General features: G+C 36.3%; 27 protein-coding genes. 26 read left to right on the forward strand and 1 reads right to left on the reverse strand.

The window, feature by feature from the left end; all coding sequences use genetic code 11:
* Positions 1-176 precede the first annotated feature (176 nt).
* The 11 genes from AMET_RS10240 to AMET_RS10290 all read left to right on the forward strand — a co-directional run bounded on the left by AMET_RS10240 (position 177) and on the right by AMET_RS10290 (position 9,751).
* Entirely contained in the window at positions 177-608 is a 432-nt protein-coding gene (locus AMET_RS10240; protein WP_012063212.1) for a MarR family winged helix-turn-helix transcriptional regulator, read from the forward strand.
* A gap of 232 nt (positions 609-840) precedes the next feature.
* Entirely contained in the window at positions 841-1,047 is a 207-nt protein-coding gene (locus AMET_RS10245; protein ID WP_012063213.1) for a PLP-dependent aminotransferase family protein, read from the forward strand.
* Positions 1,048-1,278: 231 nt separating this feature from the next.
* Positions 1,279-2,487, forward strand: coding sequence for an ABC transporter substrate-binding protein (locus AMET_RS10250; RefSeq protein ID WP_012063214.1), 1,209 nt, complete (start codon positions 1,279-1,281; stop codon positions 2,485-2,487).
* A 181-nt stretch (positions 2,488-2,668) separates the two neighbouring features.
* Entirely contained in the window at positions 2,669-3,547 is an 879-nt protein-coding gene (locus AMET_RS10255; RefSeq protein WP_012063215.1) for a branched-chain amino acid ABC transporter permease, read from the forward strand.
* 11 nt (positions 3,548-3,558) lie between these two features.
* Positions 3,559-4,455 (forward strand): branched-chain amino acid ABC transporter permease, encoded by an 897-nt coding sequence (locus AMET_RS10260; RefSeq protein ID WP_012063216.1) that lies wholly within the window; start codon positions 3,559-3,561, stop codon positions 4,453-4,455.
* Positions 4,452-5,225 (forward strand): ABC transporter ATP-binding protein, encoded by a 774-nt coding sequence (locus AMET_RS10265; RefSeq protein ID WP_012063217.1) that lies wholly within the window; start codon positions 4,452-4,454, stop codon positions 5,223-5,225. The genes AMET_RS10260 and AMET_RS10265 overlap by 4 nt, the downstream gene beginning before the upstream one ends.
* Positions 5,219-5,941, forward strand: a complete 723-nt coding sequence (locus tag AMET_RS10270) for an ABC transporter ATP-binding protein (protein ID WP_012063218.1) — start codon at positions 5,219-5,221, stop codon at positions 5,939-5,941. The genes AMET_RS10265 and AMET_RS10270 overlap by 7 nt, the downstream gene beginning before the upstream one ends.
* Positions 5,942-6,272: 331 nt before the next feature.
* Positions 6,273-7,799, forward strand: coding sequence for a protein adenylyltransferase SelO (locus tag AMET_RS10275; protein ID WP_330368742.1), 1,527 nt, complete (start codon positions 6,273-6,275; stop codon positions 7,797-7,799).
* A gap of 243 nt (positions 7,800-8,042) precedes the next feature.
* Entirely contained in the window at positions 8,043-8,852 is an 810-nt protein-coding gene (locus AMET_RS10280) for a nitrilase-related carbon-nitrogen hydrolase (protein WP_012063220.1), read from the forward strand.
* Between the two features lie 377 nt (positions 8,853-9,229).
* The gene (locus AMET_RS10285; protein WP_012063222.1) at positions 9,230-9,424 is read left to right on the forward strand and encodes a helix-turn-helix transcriptional regulator; all 195 of its coding nucleotides are present in this window, start codon (positions 9,230-9,232) and stop codon (positions 9,422-9,424) included.
* A 42-nt stretch (positions 9,425-9,466) separates the two neighbouring features.
* Positions 9,467-9,751, forward strand: a complete 285-nt coding sequence (locus AMET_RS10290) for a hypothetical protein (protein ID WP_012063223.1) — start codon at positions 9,467-9,469, stop codon at positions 9,749-9,751.
* A 79-nt stretch (positions 9,752-9,830) separates the two neighbouring features.
* Here the strand turns inward: AMET_RS10290 and AMET_RS10295 are convergent, their stop codons facing one another.
* On the reverse strand, positions 9,831-10,478 hold the full coding sequence (locus AMET_RS10295; RefSeq protein ID WP_012063224.1) for a TetR/AcrR family transcriptional regulator: 648 nt from the start codon (positions 10,476-10,478) through the stop codon (positions 9,831-9,833).
* 200 nt (positions 10,479-10,678) lie between these two features.
* Here AMET_RS10295 and AMET_RS10300 point away from each other — a divergent pair, with 200 nt between their 5' ends.
* From AMET_RS10300 to AMET_RS10360, 15 genes are all read left to right on the forward strand, one after another.
* The gene (locus AMET_RS10300) at positions 10,679-11,503 is read left to right on the forward strand and encodes a methyltetrahydrofolate cobalamin methyltransferase (protein WP_012063225.1); all 825 of its coding nucleotides are present in this window, start codon (positions 10,679-10,681) and stop codon (positions 11,501-11,503) included.
* Between the two features lie 72 nt (positions 11,504-11,575).
* A complete protein-coding gene (locus AMET_RS10305) occupies positions 11,576-12,226 on the forward strand; it encodes a cobalamin B12-binding domain-containing protein (RefSeq protein ID WP_012063226.1) in 651 nt (216 codons plus the stop codon).
* 1 nt (position 12,227) lies between these two features.
* Positions 12,228-13,385, forward strand: a complete 1,158-nt coding sequence (locus AMET_RS10310; RefSeq protein ID WP_012063227.1) for a uroporphyrinogen decarboxylase family protein — start codon at positions 12,228-12,230, stop codon at positions 13,383-13,385.
* Positions 13,386-13,397: 12 nt separating this feature from the next.
* Positions 13,398-13,541: a hypothetical protein gene (locus AMET_RS26255; protein ID WP_198135419.1), complete on the forward strand. Its 144-nt coding sequence runs from the start codon at positions 13,398-13,400 to the stop codon at positions 13,539-13,541.
* A gap of 89 nt (positions 13,542-13,630) precedes the next feature.
* A complete protein-coding gene (locus AMET_RS10315; protein WP_012063229.1) occupies positions 13,631-14,995 on the forward strand; it encodes an MFS transporter in 1,365 nt (454 codons plus the stop codon).
* Positions 14,996-15,148: 153 nt separating this feature from the next.
* Complete coding sequence (locus tag AMET_RS10320; RefSeq protein ID WP_012063230.1) at positions 15,149-16,471, forward strand: YjiH family protein; 1,323 nt, start codon at positions 15,149-15,151, stop codon at positions 16,469-16,471.
* 364 nt (positions 16,472-16,835) lie between these two features.
* Positions 16,836-17,069 (forward strand): DUF5673 domain-containing protein, encoded by a 234-nt coding sequence (locus AMET_RS10325; protein WP_041720624.1) that lies wholly within the window; start codon positions 16,836-16,838, stop codon positions 17,067-17,069.
* A gap of 377 nt (positions 17,070-17,446) precedes the next feature.
* Positions 17,447-18,256 (forward strand): methyltetrahydrofolate cobalamin methyltransferase, encoded by an 810-nt coding sequence (locus tag AMET_RS10330; protein ID WP_012063232.1) that lies wholly within the window; start codon positions 17,447-17,449, stop codon positions 18,254-18,256.
* Positions 18,257-18,316: 60 nt separating this feature from the next.
* Positions 18,317-18,967, forward strand: coding sequence for a cobalamin B12-binding domain-containing protein (locus AMET_RS10335; protein ID WP_012063233.1), 651 nt, complete (start codon positions 18,317-18,319; stop codon positions 18,965-18,967).
* A gap of 53 nt (positions 18,968-19,020) precedes the next feature.
* Positions 19,021-20,385 carry an MFS transporter gene (locus AMET_RS10340; protein WP_012063234.1) on the forward strand — a complete coding sequence of 455 codons (1,365 nt, stop codon included), beginning with the start codon at positions 19,021-19,023 and terminating at the stop codon, positions 20,383-20,385.
* A 125-nt stretch (positions 20,386-20,510) separates the two neighbouring features.
* Entirely contained in the window at positions 20,511-21,686 is a 1,176-nt protein-coding gene (locus AMET_RS10345) for a uroporphyrinogen decarboxylase family protein (RefSeq protein WP_012063235.1), read from the forward strand.
* Positions 21,687-21,700: 14 nt separating this feature from the next.
* Positions 21,701-21,844 carry a hypothetical protein gene (locus AMET_RS26260; protein ID WP_012063236.1) on the forward strand — a complete coding sequence of 48 codons (144 nt, stop codon included), beginning with the start codon at positions 21,701-21,703 and terminating at the stop codon, positions 21,842-21,844.
* Positions 21,845-22,062: 218 nt separating this feature from the next.
* A complete protein-coding gene (locus AMET_RS10350) occupies positions 22,063-22,731 on the forward strand; it encodes a cobalamin B12-binding domain-containing protein (RefSeq protein ID WP_041720625.1) in 669 nt (222 codons plus the stop codon).
* Positions 22,732-22,737: 6 nt separating this feature from the next.
* A complete protein-coding gene (locus AMET_RS10355) occupies positions 22,738-23,436 on the forward strand; it encodes a GntR family transcriptional regulator (RefSeq protein ID WP_012063238.1) in 699 nt (232 codons plus the stop codon).
* Between the two features lie 12 nt (positions 23,437-23,448).
* Positions 23,449-25,239 carry an ASKHA domain-containing protein gene (locus AMET_RS10360; RefSeq protein ID WP_012063239.1) on the forward strand — a complete coding sequence of 597 codons (1,791 nt, stop codon included), beginning with the start codon at positions 23,449-23,451 and terminating at the stop codon, positions 25,237-25,239.
* The last annotated feature ends 7 nt before the right edge of the window (positions 25,240-25,246 follow it).

Genomic DNA, 25,246 nt, shown 5'->3' on the forward strand with positions numbered 1-25,246 from the left:
TTCAACTACCAAATATGACTGGAAGATTGGGAGGGAGTAAATTGACCTAGAGGATATAAACAGGGTCGTGAATGAAGACTTGAAAATAAATAGTATTGACAAACTAAACTAAATTGAGTACAATTTAATCGGCAACAATGATTTGTGGATAATTCAATTATATTAGGAGGTTTATTATGAATGATTACGATGGTCTGAAACTAGATAATCAGCTTTGTTTTTCAGTGTACGCATGCTCAAGAGAAATAATAAAGCTATACAAACCTTTTTTAACAAAACTGGATATAACCTATACCCAATATATAACTTTGCTTGTTCTTTGGGAAAAACCCAAAATAACAGCTAAGGAATTAGGAGAAAAACTATATCTAGATTCTGGCACATTAACGCCACTTCTAAAGAAGTTAGAGTCCAAAGAACTAATAACAAGAAAAAGATCTACAAAAGATGAAAGAATAATGATCGTTACTCTTACGGATAAAGGTAGAGAATTAAAGGATGCAGCAGTAGAAATACCTGAAAAGGTCTTTTGTGAAACCCAGCTAAATATAGAAGAAGCTGTGAGACTTAAGGATAGTCTTACTAAACTCTTAAACAAAATAACATAATCCATAATAAAAAGTATGGAACAGACATTTCAAATGTTTTAAAAAATAGATGTAAAATGACCTGATTAATTTGGCTGGATTTATTTCCAGCCAATTTTGTTCTTTCAAGATAACAAATGATCAGTATTACATAAAACATGAGACTTTCTAAAATACCACCTTTAATTACCTTGTATTTAAATAAGCCTATTACAGAAAATAAGGTTATTAAATACAAAAGAGGTGAATCATTTTGAAGAGGAAAAGAATATTAGATGCGAATGCAGTCAAAGCCATGGAAAAGTTTAAAATGGAAATGGGTTCGGAGATAGGAACACCAGAAGATGATTATATAGATGATGAATATTTGTATGTACACACCGGGGATCTGATACCTAGAGAAATAATTGAAGAGGCAGAAAGACAATTTGCTAATCAAAATGAGGAAAGGCTGGATTAACTTCCAGTCTTTTATTGTGCCATGAAATGATAAAAAATCTAAAATATTATCTTTACTACGGAGCCGTTTTTTTTATTTTTTTCTTATTGAATAATAATCATAAAACCAGCATAAATTGATTCAATACGAAGAGAATGATGTTTGAGGATCACAGGTAATATTGAAGCAAGGAGGTGGCTGTTGCATTTAAGTAGTGGTTTTTGAGAGAAAAAATAAGGGGGAAGAAACGTAATGAAAAGAAAACTTTTATTTTTAATGCTTATTTCATTATTGGTAGTAAGTCTTTCAGTAACTGGATGTGCACAAAAGGCTCCTGAAACTGCTATAGGGCAACCTGAAGTCACTGGCGAAGTTGAAACTGACACAAGTGAGGTTATTAAAATAGGCTGGATGGGTTCTCTTACTGGAGATCAAGCAGTCTGGGGTACATGTGAATTCAATACTGTAAAAATGATGGTAGAAGAAGCCAACAGAAAAGGTGGATGGTTAGGTCAAACCATTGAAGTCATTGGGTATGACACCCGTGGTGACGCTATGGAGGCAGTGAATGCGGTTAGAAGATTAACCTCTCAAGATAAGGTTGTTGCTGTTATTGGACCAAATGCCAGTGGTCAGGCGATTGCCATCTCTTCGGTTCTTGAAGAAATGAAGGTAGCTGACATTGCGACTGTGGCAACAAACCCAAAGGTTACCATAGATGAAAGTGGAAACGTTAAGCCCTACAACTTTAGAGTTTGCTTTATCGATCCATATCAAGGAGCAGTTGCAGCTGGATATGCTCTGGATGTACTGGGATTGACAAAGGCAGCCATTCTGTATGATGTGGCAGATGATTACTCCCAAGGGTTAACAGAATTCTTTGAAAAGCATTTTGTAGAAAACGGTGGTACCATTGTTGCTAAAGAAGGCTTTAAATTTGGAGACGTTGACTTCAGACCACAGCTTAGTAAAATTAAACAAGCTGAACCAGAAGTTGTGTTTATGCCTTATTTCTTCAAAGAAGTAGCCCTAAGTGCAAACCAAGCAAGGGAATTGGGAATTGATGCAGTATTATTAGGTGGCGATGGATGGCCTTCAGATGTGTTACTTGAAATGGCTGCTGAAGCTGTCGAGGGAAGTTATTTTGTCAATCACTTAGATTTCGATGACCCAGATGTACAAGATTTTAAAGCGGCTTACACCGCTAAATATAACCTTCCAGTAGAATTGAACGGTTATTTAGCCTATGATGCTTTTACGGTATTAGAGAGTGCTGTTGAAAAGGCAGGGGTAGCAGATTCAGAAGCCATCAGAGATGCCCTTGAAACTGTCAGTGTGAAAGGAATCACTGGTCAAATCACCATCAGTAAGGAGACCCATAATCCAGAAGGCAAAGATGCTGCCATTATCAAGATCCAAAATGGTCAGTATGTCTTCCAACAAAAATACTCAGCTAAATAAAAGAATCAAAGAGTAGACCACTTCATTTTATTGAACAGAGAAGAGTATCACTTCTCTGTTCAATAAATATTTTCAATAGAAATATGACATCACTGTGTTCCCATCAGATAGAGGGGGATCAAAATCAAAATCGCCTCTGAATCTAATGTATTGAATAACGATGTACTAAGGGAGGGAAATAATGGATACTTTTATACAGCAACTCATCAATGGATTGTCTATTGGAAGTGTATATGCACTAATGGCGGTAGGGTATTCTTTAGTATATAGTATTATGAATTTTAGTAACTTTGCCCATGGTGGCGTCATTATGATTGGGGCGTATTTTGGTTTTTATGCAATGACAGCCCTAAACTTACCCTTTATTGCGGCCTTTGCACTGGCAGCGGCAGGCTCGGGTATTTTAGCGATTTTATTGGAACGAATTGCCTATAGACCCTTGAGAAAAAGAAATGCCCCCTTTTTGTATTTTATTATCTCAGCCATGGGTGCATCTATATTTTTAGAGAATATTGTAATCGCAACAGTTGGACCTACATTTAGAACCTATCCAAGGGTTTTTGACTCAGCACCCATTAGTTTTGGGGCGATTTCCATAGGAAGACTAGACATAACGATGTTTATCATATCTGCCATTAGCCTATCTATTTTGATGTACATTATCGGAAAGACAAGAACGGGTATGGGGATTCGAGCAACCTCATATAGTGAAAGAGCCAGCGCTTTGATGGGGGTTAATACTGATCGAATTATATTCATTGTTTTTGGGTTAGGAGGCGTCTTGGCAGGAATTGCGGGTATGCTTTTTGGCATGAAATATACGGTCTATCCTCAAATTGGTTTTATCACCATGAAATCATTTATCGCTGCAGTATTTGGAGGTCTAGGAAGTCTTCCCGGTGCAGTGATCGGTTCCGTACTTCTTGGTACCATCGAAACAATAACTGCTGGTTATATTTCATCTCAGTATCGAGACCTGATCGCTTTTGTGTTGTTAATCCTTGTATTAATAATTCGTCCTTCTGGTCTCATGGGTAAACCAACTGAGGATAAGGCATAGGGGGTGTTGTGATGGATTGGTTTTATCTAAAAGGAATTTTAATCTTATCAGGGATCAATTTAATGGCAGTACTGGGTCTTTCTTTGCTAACGGGTTTTACAGGATTGTTTTCATTTGGACATGCAGGCTTCATGGCCATTGGTGCTTACGTAACTGCCTCCATGACGGTTAAATTTGGACTGCCCTTTATTCCCGCCTTATTAATCGGCGCAATGGTGGCTTCATTGGTGAGTCTTTTTATTGGCAGATGGACCCTCAATTTAAAGGGTGATTACTTTTGTATTGCTACCCTTGGTTTTGGAGAAGCCATTCGTCTGATACTAGACAATGTGCAATACTTTGGAGGAGCCAGAGGGTGGCCGGGTATACCACTCTATACAAATCTGACAAATGTACTGGTGATGAATATTATCGGGGTTATTATATTAGTGAATCTGATTAGATCCAGACATGGCAGAAATATGAAGGCCATTAGAGAAGAAGAGCTGGCATCTCAAATCATTGGAATCAATGTATTTAAGTACAAACTAACCTCTCTGGCCATTAGTGCTGCCTATGCAGGCATTGCAGGAGGGATGCTTGCCCATTACACAGGTTTCATTCAACCTAAAATGTTTCAACTGATCAAGTCCACTGAATTGACCATTATTGTCATCTTTGGGGGTCTGGGCAGTATTTCCGGAAGTGTGATTGGTGCCATTGTATTAACTGCATTGCCGGAATTATTAAGAACATTTGCAAGGTGGAGATTGGTGGTATATGGTGCATCTGTTATCTTTATTATGATTACCCGACCCCAGGGATTAATGGGGGGATATGAAATAACCCCAACAAACATCAAAAAACTTATCTCTCATATTTTATCATTAGGTAATAAAAAACATTCCCTGGGGGGAGATAATAAATGACACTTTTAGAGCTTAAGAATGTAACGAAAAAATTCGGTGGATTAACGGCCGTAGGAAATATGGATTTAAAGCTTGAAAAGGACAGCATTTTAGGTTTGATCGGGCCCAATGGTGCAGGAAAAACAACAATATTCAATTTAATAACTGGTATTTACAGGGTCACTGAGGGGGATATTATTTTTGAAAACAAACCAATTAATCACTTAGAGCCCTTTCAGGTTGCAGATGCAGGGATTACCAGAACATTTCAGAACATCCGCCTCTTTAAAGAATTATCAACATATGATAACATTTTGACCGCATGTCATTACAATACAAATTATACAATTATGGACTCTGTCTTACGAAATAAGAAATATCGGGAAGGAGAGAAAAAGCTCCATAAACAGGTGACTGACCTACTGGATATTATGGAACTGACCGATAGAAAGGATTTAGTTGCAGGGAACCTACCCTATGGTTTGCAAAGAAGATTGGAAATTGCAAGGGCCCTAGCCCTTCATCCAAAACTCTTGCTTTTAGATGAACCCGCTGCTGGCATGAACCCTGATGAAACCATAAAGTTGATGAAGTTAATCAAAGAAGTTAGGAAGCAATTCGATTTGACAGTCCTTGTGATTGAGCATCATATGGATCTCATCATGGGTATTTGTGATCAAGTTGTTGTTTTGAATTTTGGAAAAAAGCTGGCAGAGGGAAACACCCAAGAAATTCAGAGTAATCCTAAAGTCATTGAGGCATATCTTGGGGAGGAGGAAATCATTTGTTAAAGGTTGATAATCTCAGTGTGTATTATGGAGGTATCCATGCCTTGAAGGGTGTTTCAATAGCCGTTGAAGAGGGGCAAATTGTATCCATCATTGGATCAAATGGAGCAGGAAAATCAACCCTCTTAAATACGATTTCAGGTATGGTGAAACGAAAAGGAGGATCCATCCTTTATAAGGGAAAAGAAATCCCTAAACTTCCTTATCATATTGTTAAAATAGGGATTTGTCAGGTGCCGGAGGGTCGTCTGATTTTTGCAAATTTAACTGTGAAAGAAAATTTGATGATGGGTGCCTATTTGAGAAGAGATAAAGAACAAATTGCAAAGGACCTTGAAAAGGTTTATGAGCTCTTCCCCAGATTGTTAGAGAGATTAACTCAAATGGCAGGGACCCTAAGTGGTGGTGAGGAACAAATGTTGGCCATGGGTAGAGGTCTCATGAGTAATCCTGACTTGATATTGCTAGATGAACCCTCATTAGGGTTGGCGCCCCTATTGGTCAAGACTATTTTTGAAATTATTGAAGATATAAAGAAATTGAACAAAACCATATTATTAGTAGAGCAAAATGCATATAAAGCCCTATCCGTTGCAGATTTTGGCTATGTACTAGAACAAGGAAAGGTAACCAAGGCAGGGAATGCAAAGGAGTTAATTCAAGATAAATCGATTCTAGAGGCCTATCTTGGAAAAAAGGAAATCCAAATCAATCTGTAATTTGGTAAAAGGAGCTCATTTTATAGAGCCCCTTTTTATTGAAATCTGTTGTTATATCTGTTCTTCTTTTGTAAACTGCCATAGAGAAATTTTTTTATAAAGTTTTCCGCAAATTATTATTCGATTGTGTGGCTAGTAACGTAAGCTTGTCGTTACATAAATTAAGCAATATGAAGCTGAAAATGGTTACCATGTACCTAGGCAGGATATAATACTATTATACAAACAAGTAATTGAACACATAATATAAACTCAGAAAACTGAGGAATTGCATATTTAAAGTTTGAGTTATGTTTTACATCTTCTGAAATGGTCATTCATTAAAAGTAATATGCAATTTCCTCGATTAATTATAAAAAGACAAAAAAGAAAAGGAGATACCATGACAAAGACAAAAGAAATAATAAAAACAGGATGGAATTTAGACAGCACTTATGCACATTTACCCAAACAATTTTTTACTATCATAACCCCAAATCCAGTATCCGCACCGAAGTTGGTTATTCTTAATGAACCATTGGCAACAGTATTGGGGTTGGATAGTGAAGCTCTGCAAAGTAAGGATAGCTTAGAGGTACTTGCTGGCAACAGAGCTCTTGAAGGTGCTTTGCCTCTTGCTCAAGCCTACGCTGGCCATCAATTTGGGCATTTTGCCTTGTTAGGAGACGGTCGGGCACTGCTCCTTGGTGAGCAAATCACCCCCTCAGGTGAACGGTTTGATCTTCAGCTCAAGGGTTCAGGCCCAACACCATATTCCCGGGGAGGTGATGGTCGGGCGTCACTTGGACCGATGCTACGGGAATATATCATAAGCGAAGCAATGCATGCCCTAGGTATTGCCACCACCCGAAGCCTAGCAGTGGTGACAACCGGTGAAGCAGTCATCCGGGAAACCGATCTACCCGGTGCAATTCTAACCCGTGTAGCGGCTAGTCATCTGCGGGTGGGAACATTTGAATATATTGCAAAATGGGGAACCGTTCAGGAACTAAGGGCTCTGGCTGACTATACATTACAACGTCATTTTCCAGAGGTAGGCGCTGTTGAGAACCCCTACTTATCTTTGGTTCAGGAAGTAATCAAGGGCCAAGCAGCGTTGATAGCTAAATGGCAGCTTGTTGGCTTTATTCATGGGGTGATGAACACCGACAACATGACCATTAGTGGAGAAACAATTGATTATGGTCCTTGCGCCTTTATGGATTCCTATGACCCTAAAACAGTATTCAGTTCCATTGATCGCCAAGGTCGCTATGCTTATGGCAACCAGCCCCATATTGCGGGATGGAACCTGGCGCGATTTGCTGAAACCCTTTTGCCACTGCTACATGAGGATCAGGATGAGGCTGTCAAACTGGCACAGGATGAAATTTCTAGATTCATCCAGTTGTATCATAGTCACTGGCTCACAGGAATGAGAGCCAAATTAGGAATATTTAATGAAGAGGTACAAGATGAATCCCTGATTGAGGAACTGCTCAAGATGATGGAGAAAAATCATGCAGACTATACCAATACATTCAGAGCATTGTCATTTGAAACCCTGGAGGGCACGGCCCTGTTTGGCACCACAGAATTTGCCCAGTGGCATGAGCTGTGGCGGGCGAGACTCAATAGACAGCAGGAATCGAAAGACGCTTCCCAGCAGTTGATGCAAAATAGCAATCCTGGGGTAATCCCCCGAAACCACCGAGTAGAAGCTGCACTAGATGCCGCGGTGAAACAAGGGGATTACAGTGTGATGGAGCAGCTTCTCAATGTGCTTTCGAAGCCCTACGCTCACTCACCGGAACAGGCAGAATACTGCATGCCCCCTGCACCATCAAATCGTCCTTACCGAACATTTTGTGGTACGTAATCTGAATGTTTCATAACGGGAGTTTGGGGTCAGGCTTGACCAGTTGACAAAAGAGAAATCATGTCAATTTATCAAGCCTGGCCCTGTTTTGTACTGTTTTCACCTTAAAGCAAATCTAATGTTGATTTTCAATGACTTTTTTAAGGATTGATAACAATATTGAAATGTGAAAGAGATCCAATGCAGATATATAGAATGCTATGGGGTTCACAGACTTAGATCACTGAGAGAGGAGATGATGACGTGTTTCAGGTAGCAGGAATTCAAATGACACCTATTATGAATGACGTAGAGGCTAATCTTAAGCGTGGACAGCATTTTATTCAACAGGCAGCGGCCCAAGAGGTAGACTTAATTGTTTTGCCAGAACTATGGACCACGGGGTACTATCTGTCTAAGGAGTCTTTCAAACAATTGGCTGAACATAAGGATGGGAGAACCGTTACGTTGATGCAAGATCAGGCACTTCGTTCTAATGCTTCAATTATTTGTCCATTTGTTGAAATAACAGAAGATAAAAAGCTCTATATAGCCGCTGCGGTAATCGATCACAGAGGAGAACTAAGAGGAACAGTGCATAAAAGTCTGCTTTGGGGGCGAGAACAACAAATTTTTGAAGAAGGAAACATTGAATATCCAGTTTTTGATACGAAGATAGGGAAGGTAGGTATTTTGATTTGCTACGAGATGGAATTCCCTGAGACAAGTCGTTTGCTGGCTTTACAGGGAGTGGAAATGATTGTTTGTCCTTCGGTATGGAGTCTGTCAGCTTCTCATCGTTGGGATATTCAATTGCCTGCAAGGGCCTTGGATAATACTGTCTATGTTTTCGGTGTCAATACCGTTGGTAATAATAGCTGTGGTAAAAGCAAGCTAGTGAGCCCTTTAGGTGATGTTTTAGCAGAGGCATCGGATAGAAAAGAAGAGTTGCTCATTCGAGCTATTGATAAAGAGGCACTGGATTGGGCCCGGGAAACCGTACCTTATCTACATGATTATGAAAAGAAACTGACACCTGGTGGCGTCAATAAGATACCCACGCCAATTCTTTAATAAGAGTGCATAAAAAACTGTAAAATTAAACAAAATGCCTCTATAATGATAGAAAACCCCTTCTGATGAAAAGTCATAAGGGGTTTTTTCTTTATCTGAAACAAAAAAATCGATTGCTCAGAGACACAAAGGATTTTACAAACCAGGATCCATTTACTGATTTATGTGCTTCTCAAACCAATCATAATCAAATTGCACTTTAATTTCCTTGGGGTCCTCAATGCTATCATAAAAAGATAATAAAAATCGTAATAGGGCTGGGCGTAAAAGGCATTGATAATTAGATGAAGTATATTGATAATATATTTGACTTTTGCAATATATATAGTGCATTATGAATATATTATATTGAAATATGTAATGTATGGAGGGATGATATGGCTGTAAGTAGAATGAAAGTAGCTCGAGTGGAAAAAGATTTTACCCAGGAAGATTTAGCTAATATTGTGGGTGTTACTAGGCAAACCATTAGTCTTATTGAAGGAGGAAAGTATAATCCTTCAATAAAACTATGTATTGAAATAGCCAAGGCCTTGAATAAGACCTTAAATGATTTGTTTTGGGAAACATAATTAAATGTAAATGGGAGGTAATTTCAATGAAATTTTTAAAAGATGACTAGATTTGATAGGTTCTATAGCTGGTTATGCAAAACCCAAATTCGCATCATTGTAGCAGAAGATTATATCACCTTAAGTGGTGCTAAAATGTATACGGACAAGATGCAATCTACCCTAGAGGGGAAAGCATTGTTAAGAGATAAAAGGATCATTACATATCTAGGTAATGTAATCGTGGCACTGATACTATTATTTGCAATTCTAATCAATTACCAAATCATAGATACATTTGAATTGAGGAAAACCTATCATAAATTTAGGCTAAGAAACATTGAGTAGAACCGTCTCGTATATGAAACCGTACGTACGGTGGTATTAGAAGTGGGTAGGTAAAATAATTATCTACCCACTTCTCAATTTATATAAGTAATTTTATTTGTGAATAATCATACTGTTTGCTTGCAGTATAGGCGTTATGAGATGTTTTGAAAATAATCTTTTCGTGAATTCCTAACAGTTTACTAGTATTAGAAAATATAAGTATAGCCAAATCCTCTATAGGCATTTTAATTGTTCCTTCTAAGTAACTCAACATAACCTCTCTTCTTGCACCAAAATCGGCTAATAGAATTCCCTTGTATTGAGATGGAGAAACTCTCAGATGGTAGTCTTGGATAAAACCTTGATAAATATTACTAATTCTATCGGATAATAATTTATAAAAAGACTTTGTCTTCATAATTTCACCAAAAAATCTTTTGTTATTTGGATTAGTTAAAATAACTTTATAAAACACTATAGTTACAAAAAAGTGTTTATAATAAGCGTCTGCACTACTATCTACTTTATCCCAAATAAATTCATAAATATTGTCTAAATAATCAGCAAAAATATTTATGACAATCGTATCTTTGGTTTTAAAATGATAGGTCAAGTTTCCTAAGGATATATCAAGTTCATCGGCTATATCCTTCATTGTAGTTTTTTTATACCCTTTATTGTAGAACATCTCTTTGGCAGTAATATAAATTCTTTCTTTTGTTATTTCACCTTTTGTTTTTTGCATAAAAATCAATCCCTTTTTTTAGATATATAGATTATAACATATTAATAAAAAAAAACGAATTTTTAGTAAATTTTTTATTTTTACTAATTTTTCTATTGACTTTTTTGAAGGATGGGATTAACATAATAGTAAATATAGAAAATTTACTATTTTTATAATATTCTGTTTTGCGTAACTAATTAATAAAAGGGGTGATTTCTATGATTATTATTGGAGAAAAGATCAATGGCACTATTCCAAGTGTAAAAAAAGCCATAGAAGAAAAAGACGAAGCATTTATTCGACAGCGTGCCATAAAACAAGTGGAGGACGGAGCAAATTATATTGATGTATGTGCAAGCACAGCACCTGAATTTGAAGTGGAAACATTAAAATGGTTAATAGAGACTGTTCAAGATGCTGTTGATAAGCCACTATGTATTGACAGTCCAAATGTAAGAACAATAGAAGCAGTTTTAAAGTATGCCAACAAACCTGGTATTATTAACTCTGTATCAGAAGAGGGCGGAAAGTGCGAAATTATTTATCCCTTAATGCAAGGAACTGCGTGGCAAGTAATTGGTTTAACCTGTGACAGCAAAGGAATTCCATGTGATGTACAGACAAAAGTAGACATAGCAAAAACTATGGTAGAAAAGGCAGCAAAGTATGATATTACACCCGACAGAATACATATTGATCCTTTGGTAATGGCACTTTCTACAGAAAATATATCCTTAACGAATTTTGTTGAGACGTTAAAAGCGATAAAGGGAATCTACCCTACTATCAAGATCACTTCAGGGTTAAGTAATATTTCATTCGGTATGCCACTGAGAAAAGTTGTTAATCAAAATTTTTTAACGATAGCAACCTATGTTGGAATGGACTCAGCTATTATGGATCCTTGCAATAGAGATCTGATGGCTTCACTTCTAGCAACGGAAGCATTATTAGGTAGAGATAAACACTGTAGAAAGTATGCAACAGCTTATAGAAAGAATAAGATTGGACCCATTAAAGTAAAAGAGACAGCAAAAGCATAGATGATTTCTATGCAAACGATAACATAGTAAGATTTTAATAGAATTATACAAATTTTAAAGGGGGAGTTTAAAATGGCAAGTGCAACAATGGACTTAAACGTATTAACACAAGCAGTCGGAGATCTTGATGAAGATCTAGTATTAGAGATGTTAAATGATTTCGTAGCAACAGAACCAAGTGAAGAGGAAGCTCAAACAGTTGTAGAAGCATGTCAAAAAGGAATGGCTACTGTAGGGGAATTATTTGATCAAGGGGAGTATTTTGTTGGAGATTTAATCTTTGCTGGAGAAGTACTAACCAGTGCTATTGATACTTTGAAACCTGTATTAGGTTCAGGAACCTCAGCAAAAATAGGAAAAATAGTTTTAGGTACAGTAGAAGGAGACCTACATGATATCGGTAAAAACATCTTCAAAAGTATGGCAGAGGCGGCAGGCTTTGAAGTATATGACATAGGCATAGATCAATCGGCTAAAGCATTTATAGAAAAAGTGAAAGAAGTGAAGCCTCAGGTGGTAGGCATGAGTGGGGTGCTTACTTTGGCCCTTGATGCTATGAAGGTTATAGTCGATGAATTTAAAAACGCAGGCTTAAGAGATGATATGAAGATCATTATTGGTGGAAATCCCGTTACTAAGGAATCCTGTGTACAAATAGGTGCAGATGCCTTTACTACCAATGCAGCAGAAGGTGTGAAAATCTGTCAGGGGTGGGTGAGTTAATATGGAAAATGAAATCGCTTTATCTCAAGAAAGAACGCAATTATTCAAGGATTTATACAGGGGAAAAATACCTAAAAGAGTACCGATCGGCGTTAAGTTTTATCCAGAATTTTGCACGCAATATGCTGGAATGGACTTAGTAGAAGTCCAATGGAAGACTGAAAAACTTGAAGAAGTTTTTGATAAAGTATGTACGGACTTTGTTTCTGATATACCCCCTATTGCTGCTAATCGATTTATTTCTTTTTATGAGCTGTTAGGTGCAAAAACCTTTGTCATGAGCTCAGGAGGGTTCATACAGCATCCAGAACTTCATGGTCTGGAGCCTGAAGAATATGATGAGTTTATTGCTTCACCATATGATTGCATTGTGGAAAAAATATTGCCGAGACTGTATACAAAGTTGGACACAGATTCAAACACCAAGGCTATGAATTTAGCTAAAGGAATGAAGGCATTTTATGATGAATTTGGGAACTTTGGAGCGATAAAATCAAAAATGATAGAGAAACATGGATATGCCATTTTTCCAGCAAACTCAGGGAGCTTCTGTGAAGCACCTTATGACTTTGTAGCTGACATTATAAGAGGATTTAAGGGGATTTCTAATGATATAAGAAGACATCCCCAGAAGGTTTTAGAGGCCTGTGAAGCTGTAACACCTTTAATGATAAAGAAAGGGACACCAGCTGTTCCATCGATAGATGGAGAAACAATGATACCACTGCATATGGCTCCGTATATGCGACAAAAGGATTTTGAGAAATTCTATTGGCCTACCTTTAAGAAAATGGTTGAATCCCTTGCAGCTAAAGGGCAAGGTGTTTATCTGTTTGTGGAGCATGATTGGATGAGATATCTAGATTATTTATATGAACTACCTGAAAATACAAGGATGAGATTTGAATATGGAGATCCTAAGCTAGTCAAGGAAAAGCTAGGGAACAAGCATATCCTTAGTGGTTTTTATCCGATTTCTCTACTAAGAAATGGAACAAAAGAACAGTGTATAGATAAGGTTAAAGAACATTTAGATATATTAGCACCTGGAGGAAGATACTATTTTGATTTAGATAAAGTTGCAATTACTGCAGATAGCGTTAATATTGAAAATTTAAAAGCTGTATTAAATTATGTCTATAAAAATGGAAAATATTAGGGGGTGGTGAAGATGGAATCAAAATACTATAAGACCTGGGAGGAGTATAAAGCCGATAATCCTGAAATCAAAGAGAGCTTAGAACCAATGATGGCACCGAAGCTACAAAAATACGAAGATATGCTATTTAACTTTATTTTATCTTTAGTATTATAAGGAAGTCATAAGCGTTAACTTAATTTATAGTTACACTAGTCAACGCTTATGACAAAAAAGTATAGAAATTCAAATTGGAGGAATGTAAAATGTCTGAAAGAATTAGGAAAGGAATTATAAACGCTTATGGGTTCGGAGAATTAGGGTTCATAATAATGATGACATTAGCAACAACTTATTACTCCTACTTTCTTACTGATGTTGCTTATATAGGGGCAGCTGCTATGGGTACCATTCTTTTGGTTGCCAGAATTGTAGATGCTATATCTGTACCAATTGCTGGAGCAATCATTGAAAAAAGTAATATGAAATGGGGAAAATATCGGTCTTGGATTTTAGCGAGCCCTCCCTTCATACTTCTTTTCTTTATCTTAATGTTTACAAATCTTAATATAAGTCCTGTAGCAAAAGCTATTTATTTAGGGGGATCTTATATAATAGCCCATGTATGCGTTAACCTAGGCTATACTAGCTATTTGTCTCTTATACCTATATTGGGAACAGAGCCTAAAGACAGGTTGCTTCTTGCCTCTAGAAGAGGTCAAGCAAATGCCGCTGGAAAAATTATTTTTAGTGTGATTGCAATGCCTATGATCATTTTTTTAGGAGGTGGGAATGAAGGTAGAGGTTTCTTTATAACAACTATTATTTTCACATCACTCATGCTTATTGGGTTTTACATAGTAGCTAATATTTCGAAAGATTTTGATACCAGTAGGGATACAAATACTAAAAAAGAAAAGCTATCTACTAATGAAATGATTTCTCAAGTCTTTATAAATAAACCACTTCTTATACTGATGTTTACAGAAATAACAAGATGGACTAGTATGTTTACATTGTATGGATTGGCAGCTTATTATTTTAGATATGTTGTAGATAATATGTTGATGATATCTGTTTTTTTCACCAGTGTTAATATAGCCATGCTAGTGGGGACTACTGTCGCTGCGCCTTTAGCCCAAAAAATTGGCAAAAGAAATACTTATCTATGCGGTTTAGGGATTTTGCTTTTAAGCTTAGTATTAGCTTGGCTAATTGCTAATAATGCTATGACGTTTATTGTCCTTATGACAATTGGATACTTTGGTTTTGCATTTGGAAACAACTTAAATGCAGCCATGTACTCAGATGCTGTTGATTATGGGGAATGGAAAACTGGAAAAAATGCAAGAGGTTTTATTATGTCAATGTTTTCGTTACCAATAAAAATAGGTATTGCTATTGGTGGAGCAGCAGTTGGATATGGTCTTGCAGCAATTGGCTATATGGCAGATTCGGTAGCGACAACGCAATTAGTAGGTAGCATAAATATGCTAATAACCTTACTTCCAGCATTTTTTGTTGCACTCGGTATCATTGGAATGTTCTTCTATAAGTTAAATAATGAAAACATTATTCAAATGCAGCTAGAAATTCAACAAAGAAAAGCCTCAGAAAATCCAGTGAATTAATAATGTTTAAAAAAAATTAATAGTTCAGTGGCCTCCATAACAAATGCCTATAGGATGATAAGGATATCAAATTAAGAGTAGGGTAATTTATGGAGGCAATTTTATTATAAATATTGTTTTGATTTGCACCTCAATTATTTGGGAGTTGGTATTATGAATGTTGATTCTATAGAAAAGAGTAATTTAAAAGCTTCATTTAAAATGATCATAATGAGTTTAATAGGCATCTTTTCTTTTTTTATCAACATAAGAATAGGAGAAGAAAGTACTATATTTGTAAACCATCTATCGAATTTTTTAACAACAAGGCTGTTTTCTATACTGCCTTATATCATATTAATAATCAGTAGTTATTGTGTAATAGATATTATTCGTAATAGATCTAATTATAATAGGAGCATTGTTGTAGTTATTTTTTCAATATGTAAAATAATGGGATTTGCTTTTCTATTGTTTACAATGGTAGGGGTGGGACCAGAATTTTTATTGGATGAATCTATTGGCGTATTTGTATTATATAAGCTATTAATTCCTATTACAATAAATATACCTGTAGCAGCATTGTTTTTACCATTTTTACTGGACTATGGATTCGTTGACTTTATAGGAATCTTATTACAGAAAATAATGAGGCCTCTTTTTAAATGTCCAGGAAAATCTGCAATTATTGCTGTAACGGCTTTTTTAGGGAATTTTTCTGTAGGACACATTGCTGTAGATAGTATGTATAAGGAAGGAAAATTAACTGAAAAAGAAGCCGTAATTATGGGGACAGGGTTTTGTACTTGTTCGATAGGATTTTTGATGGTGCTTGCCAATACGTTAAACATCATGGAGTATTGGACATTTTATTTTTGGAGTAGTCTAACAATTACTTTTTTTGTAACGTTTATTTCTATTAGATTATGGCCCCTTAATAAAAAAGAAAGTAAGTATCATGCTGAAGTAGTACCACAACCAGAACATGAATTTAAAAGTAATTTAATAAAGAATGCATATGCTACAGGGTTAGCTGTTGCTGAAAGAGCTGAGCCAATACAGAAAAGGTTATGCTTTATATTGAGAGAGAGCTATAAAATTCTATCAGGGTTGTTATGTGGGGCGATGTTTTTTGCATCAATAGGTTTGTATATAAACCAAACTAGCTCCTTTTTTACTTATTTAGGATACATTCACTATCCCTTCTTAAAACTTGTTAATATTCCTGATATAAAAATAGCGATGGAAGCAAGTGGAATTTCAATTTTAGACCTTTTTCTACCAGCTGTAATCGCGGCAGAGCAGGGGGCGGCATTGGAAACGAGGTATTTAATCGCTGTAATGCCAGTTTCCATGATTATTTTTTTTGCAGGTTTTATTCCTTGTATATTATCTACTCAAATACCTATAAAATTTATTGAATTAATTGCTCTGTGGATTCAAAGAACGATACTTACAATAATATTTGCAGGCACTATTGCAATGCTTTACTTCTAACTTCAAATTTCGTAACCTTCGAAAAAAGAGTGAATTTATAAAATCATGAATTTTAGTTCAAACGAACCTACATAATGAGCACCGTATTGATGGTATATCCCCTTAGTTTTAGCTAAAAGTATCCATGCTATAAGATTATTTAATTTTCGGTAGATTATATAAATCATTATATTTCATGTTTTCTCTATAGCTTTACTTTTTCAGAGGCTTCCCAGGCACCACACTTGTTTAAAATAGTGGATCACTTTTTAAAGCATCCCAAGACTTTAATAATAAGTCTTCTATGTTTTTTAGGATCGCGTTAGGTTGTGTATGGCTCTTCTTATTAATCGAGAGAGGAGTGAATATACAGAGATATGATTATATGCATCCAATACGTATGATCATGCCACCGGCAGTATGGGTCCTGATCTCTCTTCAATACATATATAAGTATCATAATAATAAAGAGATCAGAGAAAGAGGAATCACAACAGATACAGGTTTTATCTATTGGAAAGAAATCGTGTGGTATGACTGGAAAGAAAATAACGTACTGGAGATAACCTATCGACCCAGTGGACGTTTTTCTCTTAAAAAAGAAAGAAATAAAATATAATATTTATGAGTTGTCGTCTCTCTTTAAAACTGAAGCAGAAACTAAAGGGATAGCATATAAATTAGGCAAGTTTGATCTTAGAGACCTCGGAAAAGCACAAGCTTTTGCAGTTAAATAGATATAAAGCAACCTTGAACCCTGTGAATGCAGGACGATAGATTGCTTTTTTGATTCCGCCGATCTTCTTGCCAAAATAGATATTCTTTACCTAATCCACAAGACTAAAGAGCGTACAAAAATTAATCGATAGAATATTCACAATATTTAAAAAAAAAACCTCAAATATATTGACATATTCATAACAGCTGATATAATTAAACTATAAAGTATATACCTGTATATACAAGTGTGCGAAAGCAAAATGAAGGGGGATTTTCATGATTATTATTGGAGAGAAGATTAATGGCACTATTCCAAGTGTAAAAAAAGCTATCCAAGAAAAAGATGAAGCATTTATTCATGAACGTGCTATAAAGCAAGTGGAGTCAGGAGCAGATTATATCGACGTATGTGCCAGTACTGCACCTGAATTTGAAGTGGAAACATTAAAATGGTTAATAGAGATTGTTCAAAATGCTGTTGATAAGCCACTATGTATTGACAGTCCAAATGCTAGAACAATAGAGGCAGTATTAAAATATATCAAACAACCCGGTATCATAAATTCTGTTTCAGAAGAAGGCGGAAAGTGCGAAATTATTTATCCCTTAATGCAAGGAACAGCGTGGCAGGTAATTGGTTTAACCTGTGACAGCAATGGAATTCCATGTGATGTACAGACAAAAGTAGACATAGCAAAAACTATGGTAGAAAAAGCAGCAAAGTATGAGATTACACCCGACAGAATACATATTGATCCTTTGGTAATGGCACTTTCTACAGAAAATATATCCTTAATGAATTTTGTTGAGACGTTAAAAGCGATAAAGGGAATGTACCCTACTATCAAAATCACTTCAGGGTTAAGTAATATTTCATTCGGTATGCCACTGAGAAAAGTTGTTAATCAAAACTTTTTAACGATAGCAACCTATGTTGGGATGGACTCAGCTATTATGGATCCTTGCAATAGAGAGATGATGGCTACACTTCTAGCAACAGAAGCCTTATTAGGTAGAGATAAACATTGTAGAAAGTATGCAACAGCGTATAGAAAGAATAAGATTGGACCGATGAAGCTTAGTTAGTGCAAACGTTATCAAAAAATATTTTAATAAACTCAAAATAATTTAAAGGGGGATTTGAAAATGACGAGTGCAGTAATGGATTTAAATGTAATAACACAGGCAGTAGGAGATCTTGAAGAGGATTTAGTATTGGAGATGTTAAATGAATTTGTAGCAACAGAGCCAAGTGAGGAAGACGCACAAAAGGTAGTCGCGGCATGTCAACAGGGAATGGCTATCGTAGGGGACTTGTTTGACAAGGGCGAGTATTTTGTTGGCGACTTGATTTTTGCTGGGGAAGTATTAACTAGTGCTATTGAAACACTAAAGCCTGTTATAGGCTCAGGTACGACAGAAAAGATCGGGAAAATGGTTCTTGCTACAGTAGAGGGAGATTTACATGACATCGGTAAAAATATATTCAAAAGTATGGGAGAAGCAGCAGGTTTTGAAGTGCATGATTTGGGAATAGATCAATCTGCCACTGCAATCATAGAAAAAGTAAAGGAAATTAAGCCTCAAATTTTAGGAATGAGTGGCGTACTTACTTTAGCTCTTGATTCTATGAAGGTTACAGTGGATGAACTTAAAAAAACAGGATTAAGAGATGATATGAAGATTATTATTGGCGGAAATCCTGTTACAAAAGAATCCTGTGAGCAAATAGGTGCAGACGCATTTACAACTAATGCCGCAGAAGGTGTAAAAATCTGTCAAGGGTGGGTGGAGTAATAGGAGTGATGCCATAGTATAGAGCTTTTAAAATAGCATAGGGGGGTCGTAAAATGGAAGAAGCAAAGCTTCCCAATAAGGTTGTATATGGTTATGGCGTGCCAGATTTGACTTGTAATTTGATGATGATGGGAGCGGTAACCTATTATGCCTATTTTCTAACAGATATTATTAGAATCAACGCAGCTGTTGTGGGACTCATATTGCTTGTCGCTCGAATTATCGATGCAATTTCAGTACCTATTAGTGGTGCTATCATACAAAAAACCCAACTTAAATGGGGACAATTTCGATCGTGGATGCTGGTAGCTCCTCCAGTTACAGCTTTGTTCTTTATTTTAATGTTTACAAATTTTAATATGAATCCTGCAACACAAGCAATATTCTTATGTGTCGTCTATACATTAGGGCATATCGGTTTTAACTTCGCCTTTAATGGACACATAGCATTAATTTCTGTTATAGGTAAGACACCGGTAGATAGAGTGACGCTCTCTGGAAGAAAAGCACAGTTTCAAACATTTTCTGGTGTTGCTTTTGCATTATTGTTTATGCCCCTTGTTGGTATATTGGGAGGTGGAAATGAAGCAAAAGGATTTCTTTATACAGTAGCATTGTTTGCGATCCTACAGGTATTTGGTTATTGGTATACCTTTAGCATTACAAAAGACTATGAAAGCTATGATCCTAATAAAAAGCTAGGTGCTGGAACTGGATTGACAGCAGGAGAAATGAGCAAACAGATTTTTGGTAATAGCCAGCTGTTAATCATTATGCTAGCAGATTCTTTTAGGACAACAGCTATGTTTGGATTAATAGGTTTACTTTCCTACTATTTTGCATATATAGCAGGAAATTTAAGTCTTATTACAGTAGGTATGTTTGTTGGTACGCTAGGTACATTTGCAGGTAGTCTAATTGCCCCTGCGGCGGCTAAGAGAATAGGTAAAAAACAAACCTATATTTTATCTACTACTATCACCTTTATTGCATTTGTATTGATGCGCTTACTTGGTCAAAACTACCTTATTTTTATAGGGCTAACAGCTATGGCAAATATCGGAATAATTTTGTCCATGTCGCTAGGACCTGCTATGTACATGGATGCAGCAGAATATGGTTTTTTCAAAACGGGTAAAGATAGCACAGCCTTAATTATGGCGATGTTCTCTATGCCCATTAAGATAGGTGTAGCTTTAAGTGGTGCAGTCATTGGCTTCGGACTTGCCGCAATTGGATATGATCCAACAGTAGCAATTACACCAAGTTTTGTAAGTAGTATGATGAATGTAATTACATTAATACCTGCTGCATGTGCTTTGTTGTCATTTACATTGATATGCTTCTATAAACTAGATGAAAAAACCGTGGCGGAATACACCAAAAAGAATACACTTTCACGTGCAGAAGTTAGATAAATATTCAGCAATCAGGTCATTGTCATATTGACAGATAGGAAAATGGACACTATAGTATAAAGTTAAACGCTAAGCGATTCTATTCATGTAGTAAAATATATAATTAAAGGGGTGGGTGAAATAGTATGAGTAATACGACAGTGTTGAATACAAAAGAATTGGCAGAAGAAAGAGTTCAATTGTTTAAAGATATTTATGAGGGGGAAATTCCAAAGAGGGTGCCAATTGCAGCGAACTTCTCCATAGAATTTGCTATACAGTATGCGGGTACAGATTTAGCGGAATCTCAATGGGATATGCCTTCACTTGAAAAGCCATTTGAGAAGGTAGGAGAAGATTTTTTTACAGACACAAACCCTTGTGGCATTGCCTTAAGAAACCCTTTGCATTATAAAATCTTAGGAGCTAGAAATTTTATTATGAGCTCCAATGGTTTTATGCAGCATCCAGAGGTTCATGGGTTAGAAGCTGAAGAATACGACGAATTTATTGCATCACCATATGATTGTATCATGGAAAAGATACTACCTAGAATCTATACCGAACTAGATACCAATCCTGCTCAAAGATCTATCGTGTTTGCAAAAGCTTTTAAGGCATATTATGATGAATTCTTCAGTGATATAGGGGTGGGTGCAAAGGTTTCAGAAAAGTTAGGCTACTCCGCCATAGGAGGAATAGACGTACTTACGGAAGCACCCTTTGACTTTGTAGCGGATCAATTGAGAGGATTCAAAGGTATTACTGGAGATCTAAGAAGATACCCTGATAAAGTGGAGGCAGCATGTGAAGCAGTAACGCCATTAATGATAAAACAGGGAATGACACCACAACCTCCAAGTCCATATGGGAATACCTTTATTCCACTACATATGGCACCCTATATACGACCAAAGGATTTTGAAAGATTCTATTGGCCAACCTTTAAAACATTAGTTGATGAGCTAGCAGCTATGGGCTATCCATCCCTACTATTTGTTGAGCATGATTGGACTCGTTATATTGACTATTTATATGAACTTCCTGAAAATACAAGGATGATGTTTGAATATGGAGATCCTAAAGTTATAAAAGAAAAGCTAGGTAAGAAGCATATTCTTAGTGGTTTTTATCCAACTACACTATTAAAGACCGGAACAAAGGAGCAATGTATTGATAAGGCCGAAGAGCTTATAGATATTCTTGCACCAGGTGGTAAATATATATTCGGCTTTGATAAAGTAATTATAACTACTGACAGCGTTAATCTTGACAATTTGAAGGCTGTTTTAGAATATGTAAGAGATAACGCCTATTATTAAAGGAGGGTTTTAACATGGATACAAAGTATTATAAAACATGGGAAGAGTATTTGGCGGAGCATCCAGAGATTGATAAAAGACTTGTAGGCGTCATGGCTCCTAAAATACAAGGCTATGAGGAAATGATGTTTGGTTTTGTTATGATGCTATTAATGTAGAGAAAATGAAATAAAGCTTTTATTGTAAGGTGGCAGTAGCTACAGTCTAATGAAATATAAGGGACTGAAGCTACTGCTTAAATTTGAAATATCATTGGACTCTTAATAAATATAATATTTATGAGCTGTCTTATCTCTTTAAAACTGAAGCATAAACTGCTATGATATAAATAGATTGATACAAGGCTCAAATATATTGGGGATTAATGGGGGATAAAATGAATAATTTAACTGGGCTAAAAGAACAAATTATTAAGTATGTGGAAGACTTGGACGAGGACAAAGTAATTGAATTAGCGAAAAAGGCATTAAAGGAAGGCATGCAGCCCTTAGACTTGTTGGAAATAATTAATGAAGGTATGAATAGCGTAGGAAAGCTGTATGAACAGAAGGACTACTATATTGCAGATTTAATTATGGCTGGACTTATTTTTAAGGAAGTATTAAAGCTTGATAAAATGGTAGCTCATTTTCAGCATGATCGCAATCAGAAAGCTGGAAAGGTACTGCTTGGCACTGTACAAGGAGATATTCATGATATCGGAAAAGACATATTCAAAGGTATGCTTGAGACGAACGGGTTTAAAGTGATAGATCTTGGGGTGGATGTTTCTAAAGATCTCTTTGTAGAGAAAGCTATAGAAAACCAACCTGATATTATAGGATTAAGTGGGGCATTAACACCTACCATAGAATCAATGAAGGACGTAGTAGATGCACTGCATGAGGCAGGTATAAGAAAACAATTTAAAATTATTTTAGGTGCAAATCATATGACTTCGGAGATATGTACCTATATCGGAGCAGATGGCTTCGCCAATGATGCTTCTGTAGGAGTGAAAATATGCCACCAATGGATGCAATATAGAGGCGTGGATAAGGAGTAATAACTAATGAAAAATCCAGTATATATGAATATAGCTGAAAGTATTAGAAATAAAGTTAATAGTGGGACTTTGAAGCCCGGTGACGACCTACCTTCTGAGGTTAATCTATGTAAAGAATATGAGACTAGCCGAATGACGGTGAGGAAAAGCTTGGCTATCTTAACCAATGAAGGATATATTTATTCCGTTCCAGGTAAGGGGTATTTTGTAGCAAAGCCCGAATATAATAAATATACTATTTACTATGATGAGATGCATAATTCAATTAACAATGTAGATAGTGCCAAGCTATTAGAAGTAGATATTATTATGCCGGATGAAAAACTAATTAATAGTCTACAGATTCATCAGAATAAAAAAGTCATAAGAATCCGTAGATTGTTTTATACAGATGGAGAGCCAATGGCATATGATGTTAAATATTTACTGTACCATAAAGGGGTACCTATTGTAGAACAAGAAATTAAACATGCTACACTTCCAGAAATGATAGCTAAGAATATATCTCTTTTTTCAATGAAAAAAGAGATAAAGATTTATACTGAAATTCCCCAAGAAAAAACAAAAAAATTACTTCATATAGACAAAGAACTTGCTTTGTTGGTTGTAGAACAAAAACTATATGATAGTAATGATAAGCCCATGGGTCTAGGGATAACCTATTTCAGAGGTGATTATATTAAACTACAGGGGATGAGCCAATAGGGGGAGAATAGATTGGAAAAATATAAGGTTTTTTTTCAACCTCAAGGAGAAAGTATAGAAGTTTTTAAAGGAACTACCGTTATGCAAGCAATGAGAGATATCGGGATTGATTTTGATTTTCCATGTGGGGGAGAAAAAAAGTGTGGAAAATGCAGGGTGAGAATTCTAGGAGAGATACAGCTTGCTTGTTTTACAGAAGTACATAGTGATATGGCTGTAGAAACTTTTTCTGTACATGCTACACATCATAAAACCTTGTTATCCGTAGCAGAAAGAGCAGTAGAAATTGAGCCACATATCACGAAAAAATATGTAGCGGTTAAAAAGCCTTCTTTGGGAGAACATCAATCTGAATGGAAGCATTTCATCGATGCTGTTTATGAAAGTACAGCTACGGACCATACAGCTACAGATAGACAAATTCCGATCTTACAAAAGCTACCTCAAATGCTTCGGGCTAATAGCTACCAGCTCACAGCAGTCACACAGGGGAGCGAGGTTTTAGACATTGAAGCAGCAGATACCACAAAGCTATTATTAGGTATGGCGTTTGATATTGGAACTACCACCATTGTAGGGTATCTAGTGGACCTTTATACAGGAAGAGAACTATGTGTTGTTTCTACGATAAACCCTCAAGTGAAATTTGGTGCAGATGTCATTACCCGTAGTAATTATGCTGCTGGCCAGGAGAACGATTTCAAACTGATGCATGATGTGCTTATGAAAGCTATGAATCAGCTTATAGCAGAGGCTACTGAAAAATCTGCTGTAAGTAGCGAGGCGATTTACGTAGTAACCGTTGTGGGAAATACCTGTATGCATCATCTTTTTTTAGGGTTAACGCCACAGTATATTTCTAAAGCACCCTATATTCCCACCATCAGTCAAGCTATAGAGATAAATGCTGCGAATTTTTCTATTGCTATGAATAAGTCAGGCAAAATATTAGTTTTGCCTAATATTGCAGGCTTTGTGGGTGCAGACACCGTAGGTGTACTCTTAGCTACAGAAATGAAGAAGTACGCAGATATTAAATTAATGATTGATATTGGAACCAATGGAGAGATTGCCCTTGGATCGAAAGATAGATTATTTACCTGCTCTGCTGCTGCAGGTCCCGCCTTTGAAGGGGCACAGATCAGTAGTGGTATGAGAGGCGCGGTGGGAGCAATAGATCATATCATTTTTGGAGAAAAGTTGGAATACTCTGTTATTGGAGGAGGAAGACCACAGGGTCTTTGCGGCTCAGGACTGTTAGATGGTGTAGCAGGTCTTGTACAGCTAGGTATGATTGATAAGAGAGGCAGATTTTTATCACCTGAAAAAATAACAAATCCTAAAGCAGCGGTATTTAAAAGAAATATAATAGAACATCATGGGGAAAAAGCATTCTTACTTGTAGATCACCCTTCAACCTCCCATGGAAATCTGATTTGTATTACGCAAAAAGATATTCGTGAACTTCAGGTAGCGAAGGGTGCAATTGCTGCAGGTATAAAAATACTGATAGAAAAATACGGTATCAAAACAGAGGATATAACAGAAGTGTTATTGGCAGGAGCCTTCGGAAATTATCTTAATCCCAGTAGCGCTTGTAGGATTGGTCTGATACCAAAGGAGCTAGAGGGTAAAATAAAGATGGTAGGAAATGCTGCTGGTACTGGTGCTAAGATAGCGCTACTTTCTGCAACCGAGTATAAGGAAGCGGATGCTATTGCAGCATTTGTAGAATTTATTGAATTAGCTTCTGATCCTAATTTTTCTACTATATTTGCTCGATCTACCTACTTTTCATGCTAAATAGTCA

The sequence above is a fragment of the Alkaliphilus metalliredigens QYMF genome, from assembly GCF_000016985.1.
In the GTDB taxonomy this organism is placed as follows: domain Bacteria; phylum Bacillota; class Clostridia; order Peptostreptococcales; family Natronincolaceae; genus Alkaliphilus_A; species Alkaliphilus_A metalliredigens.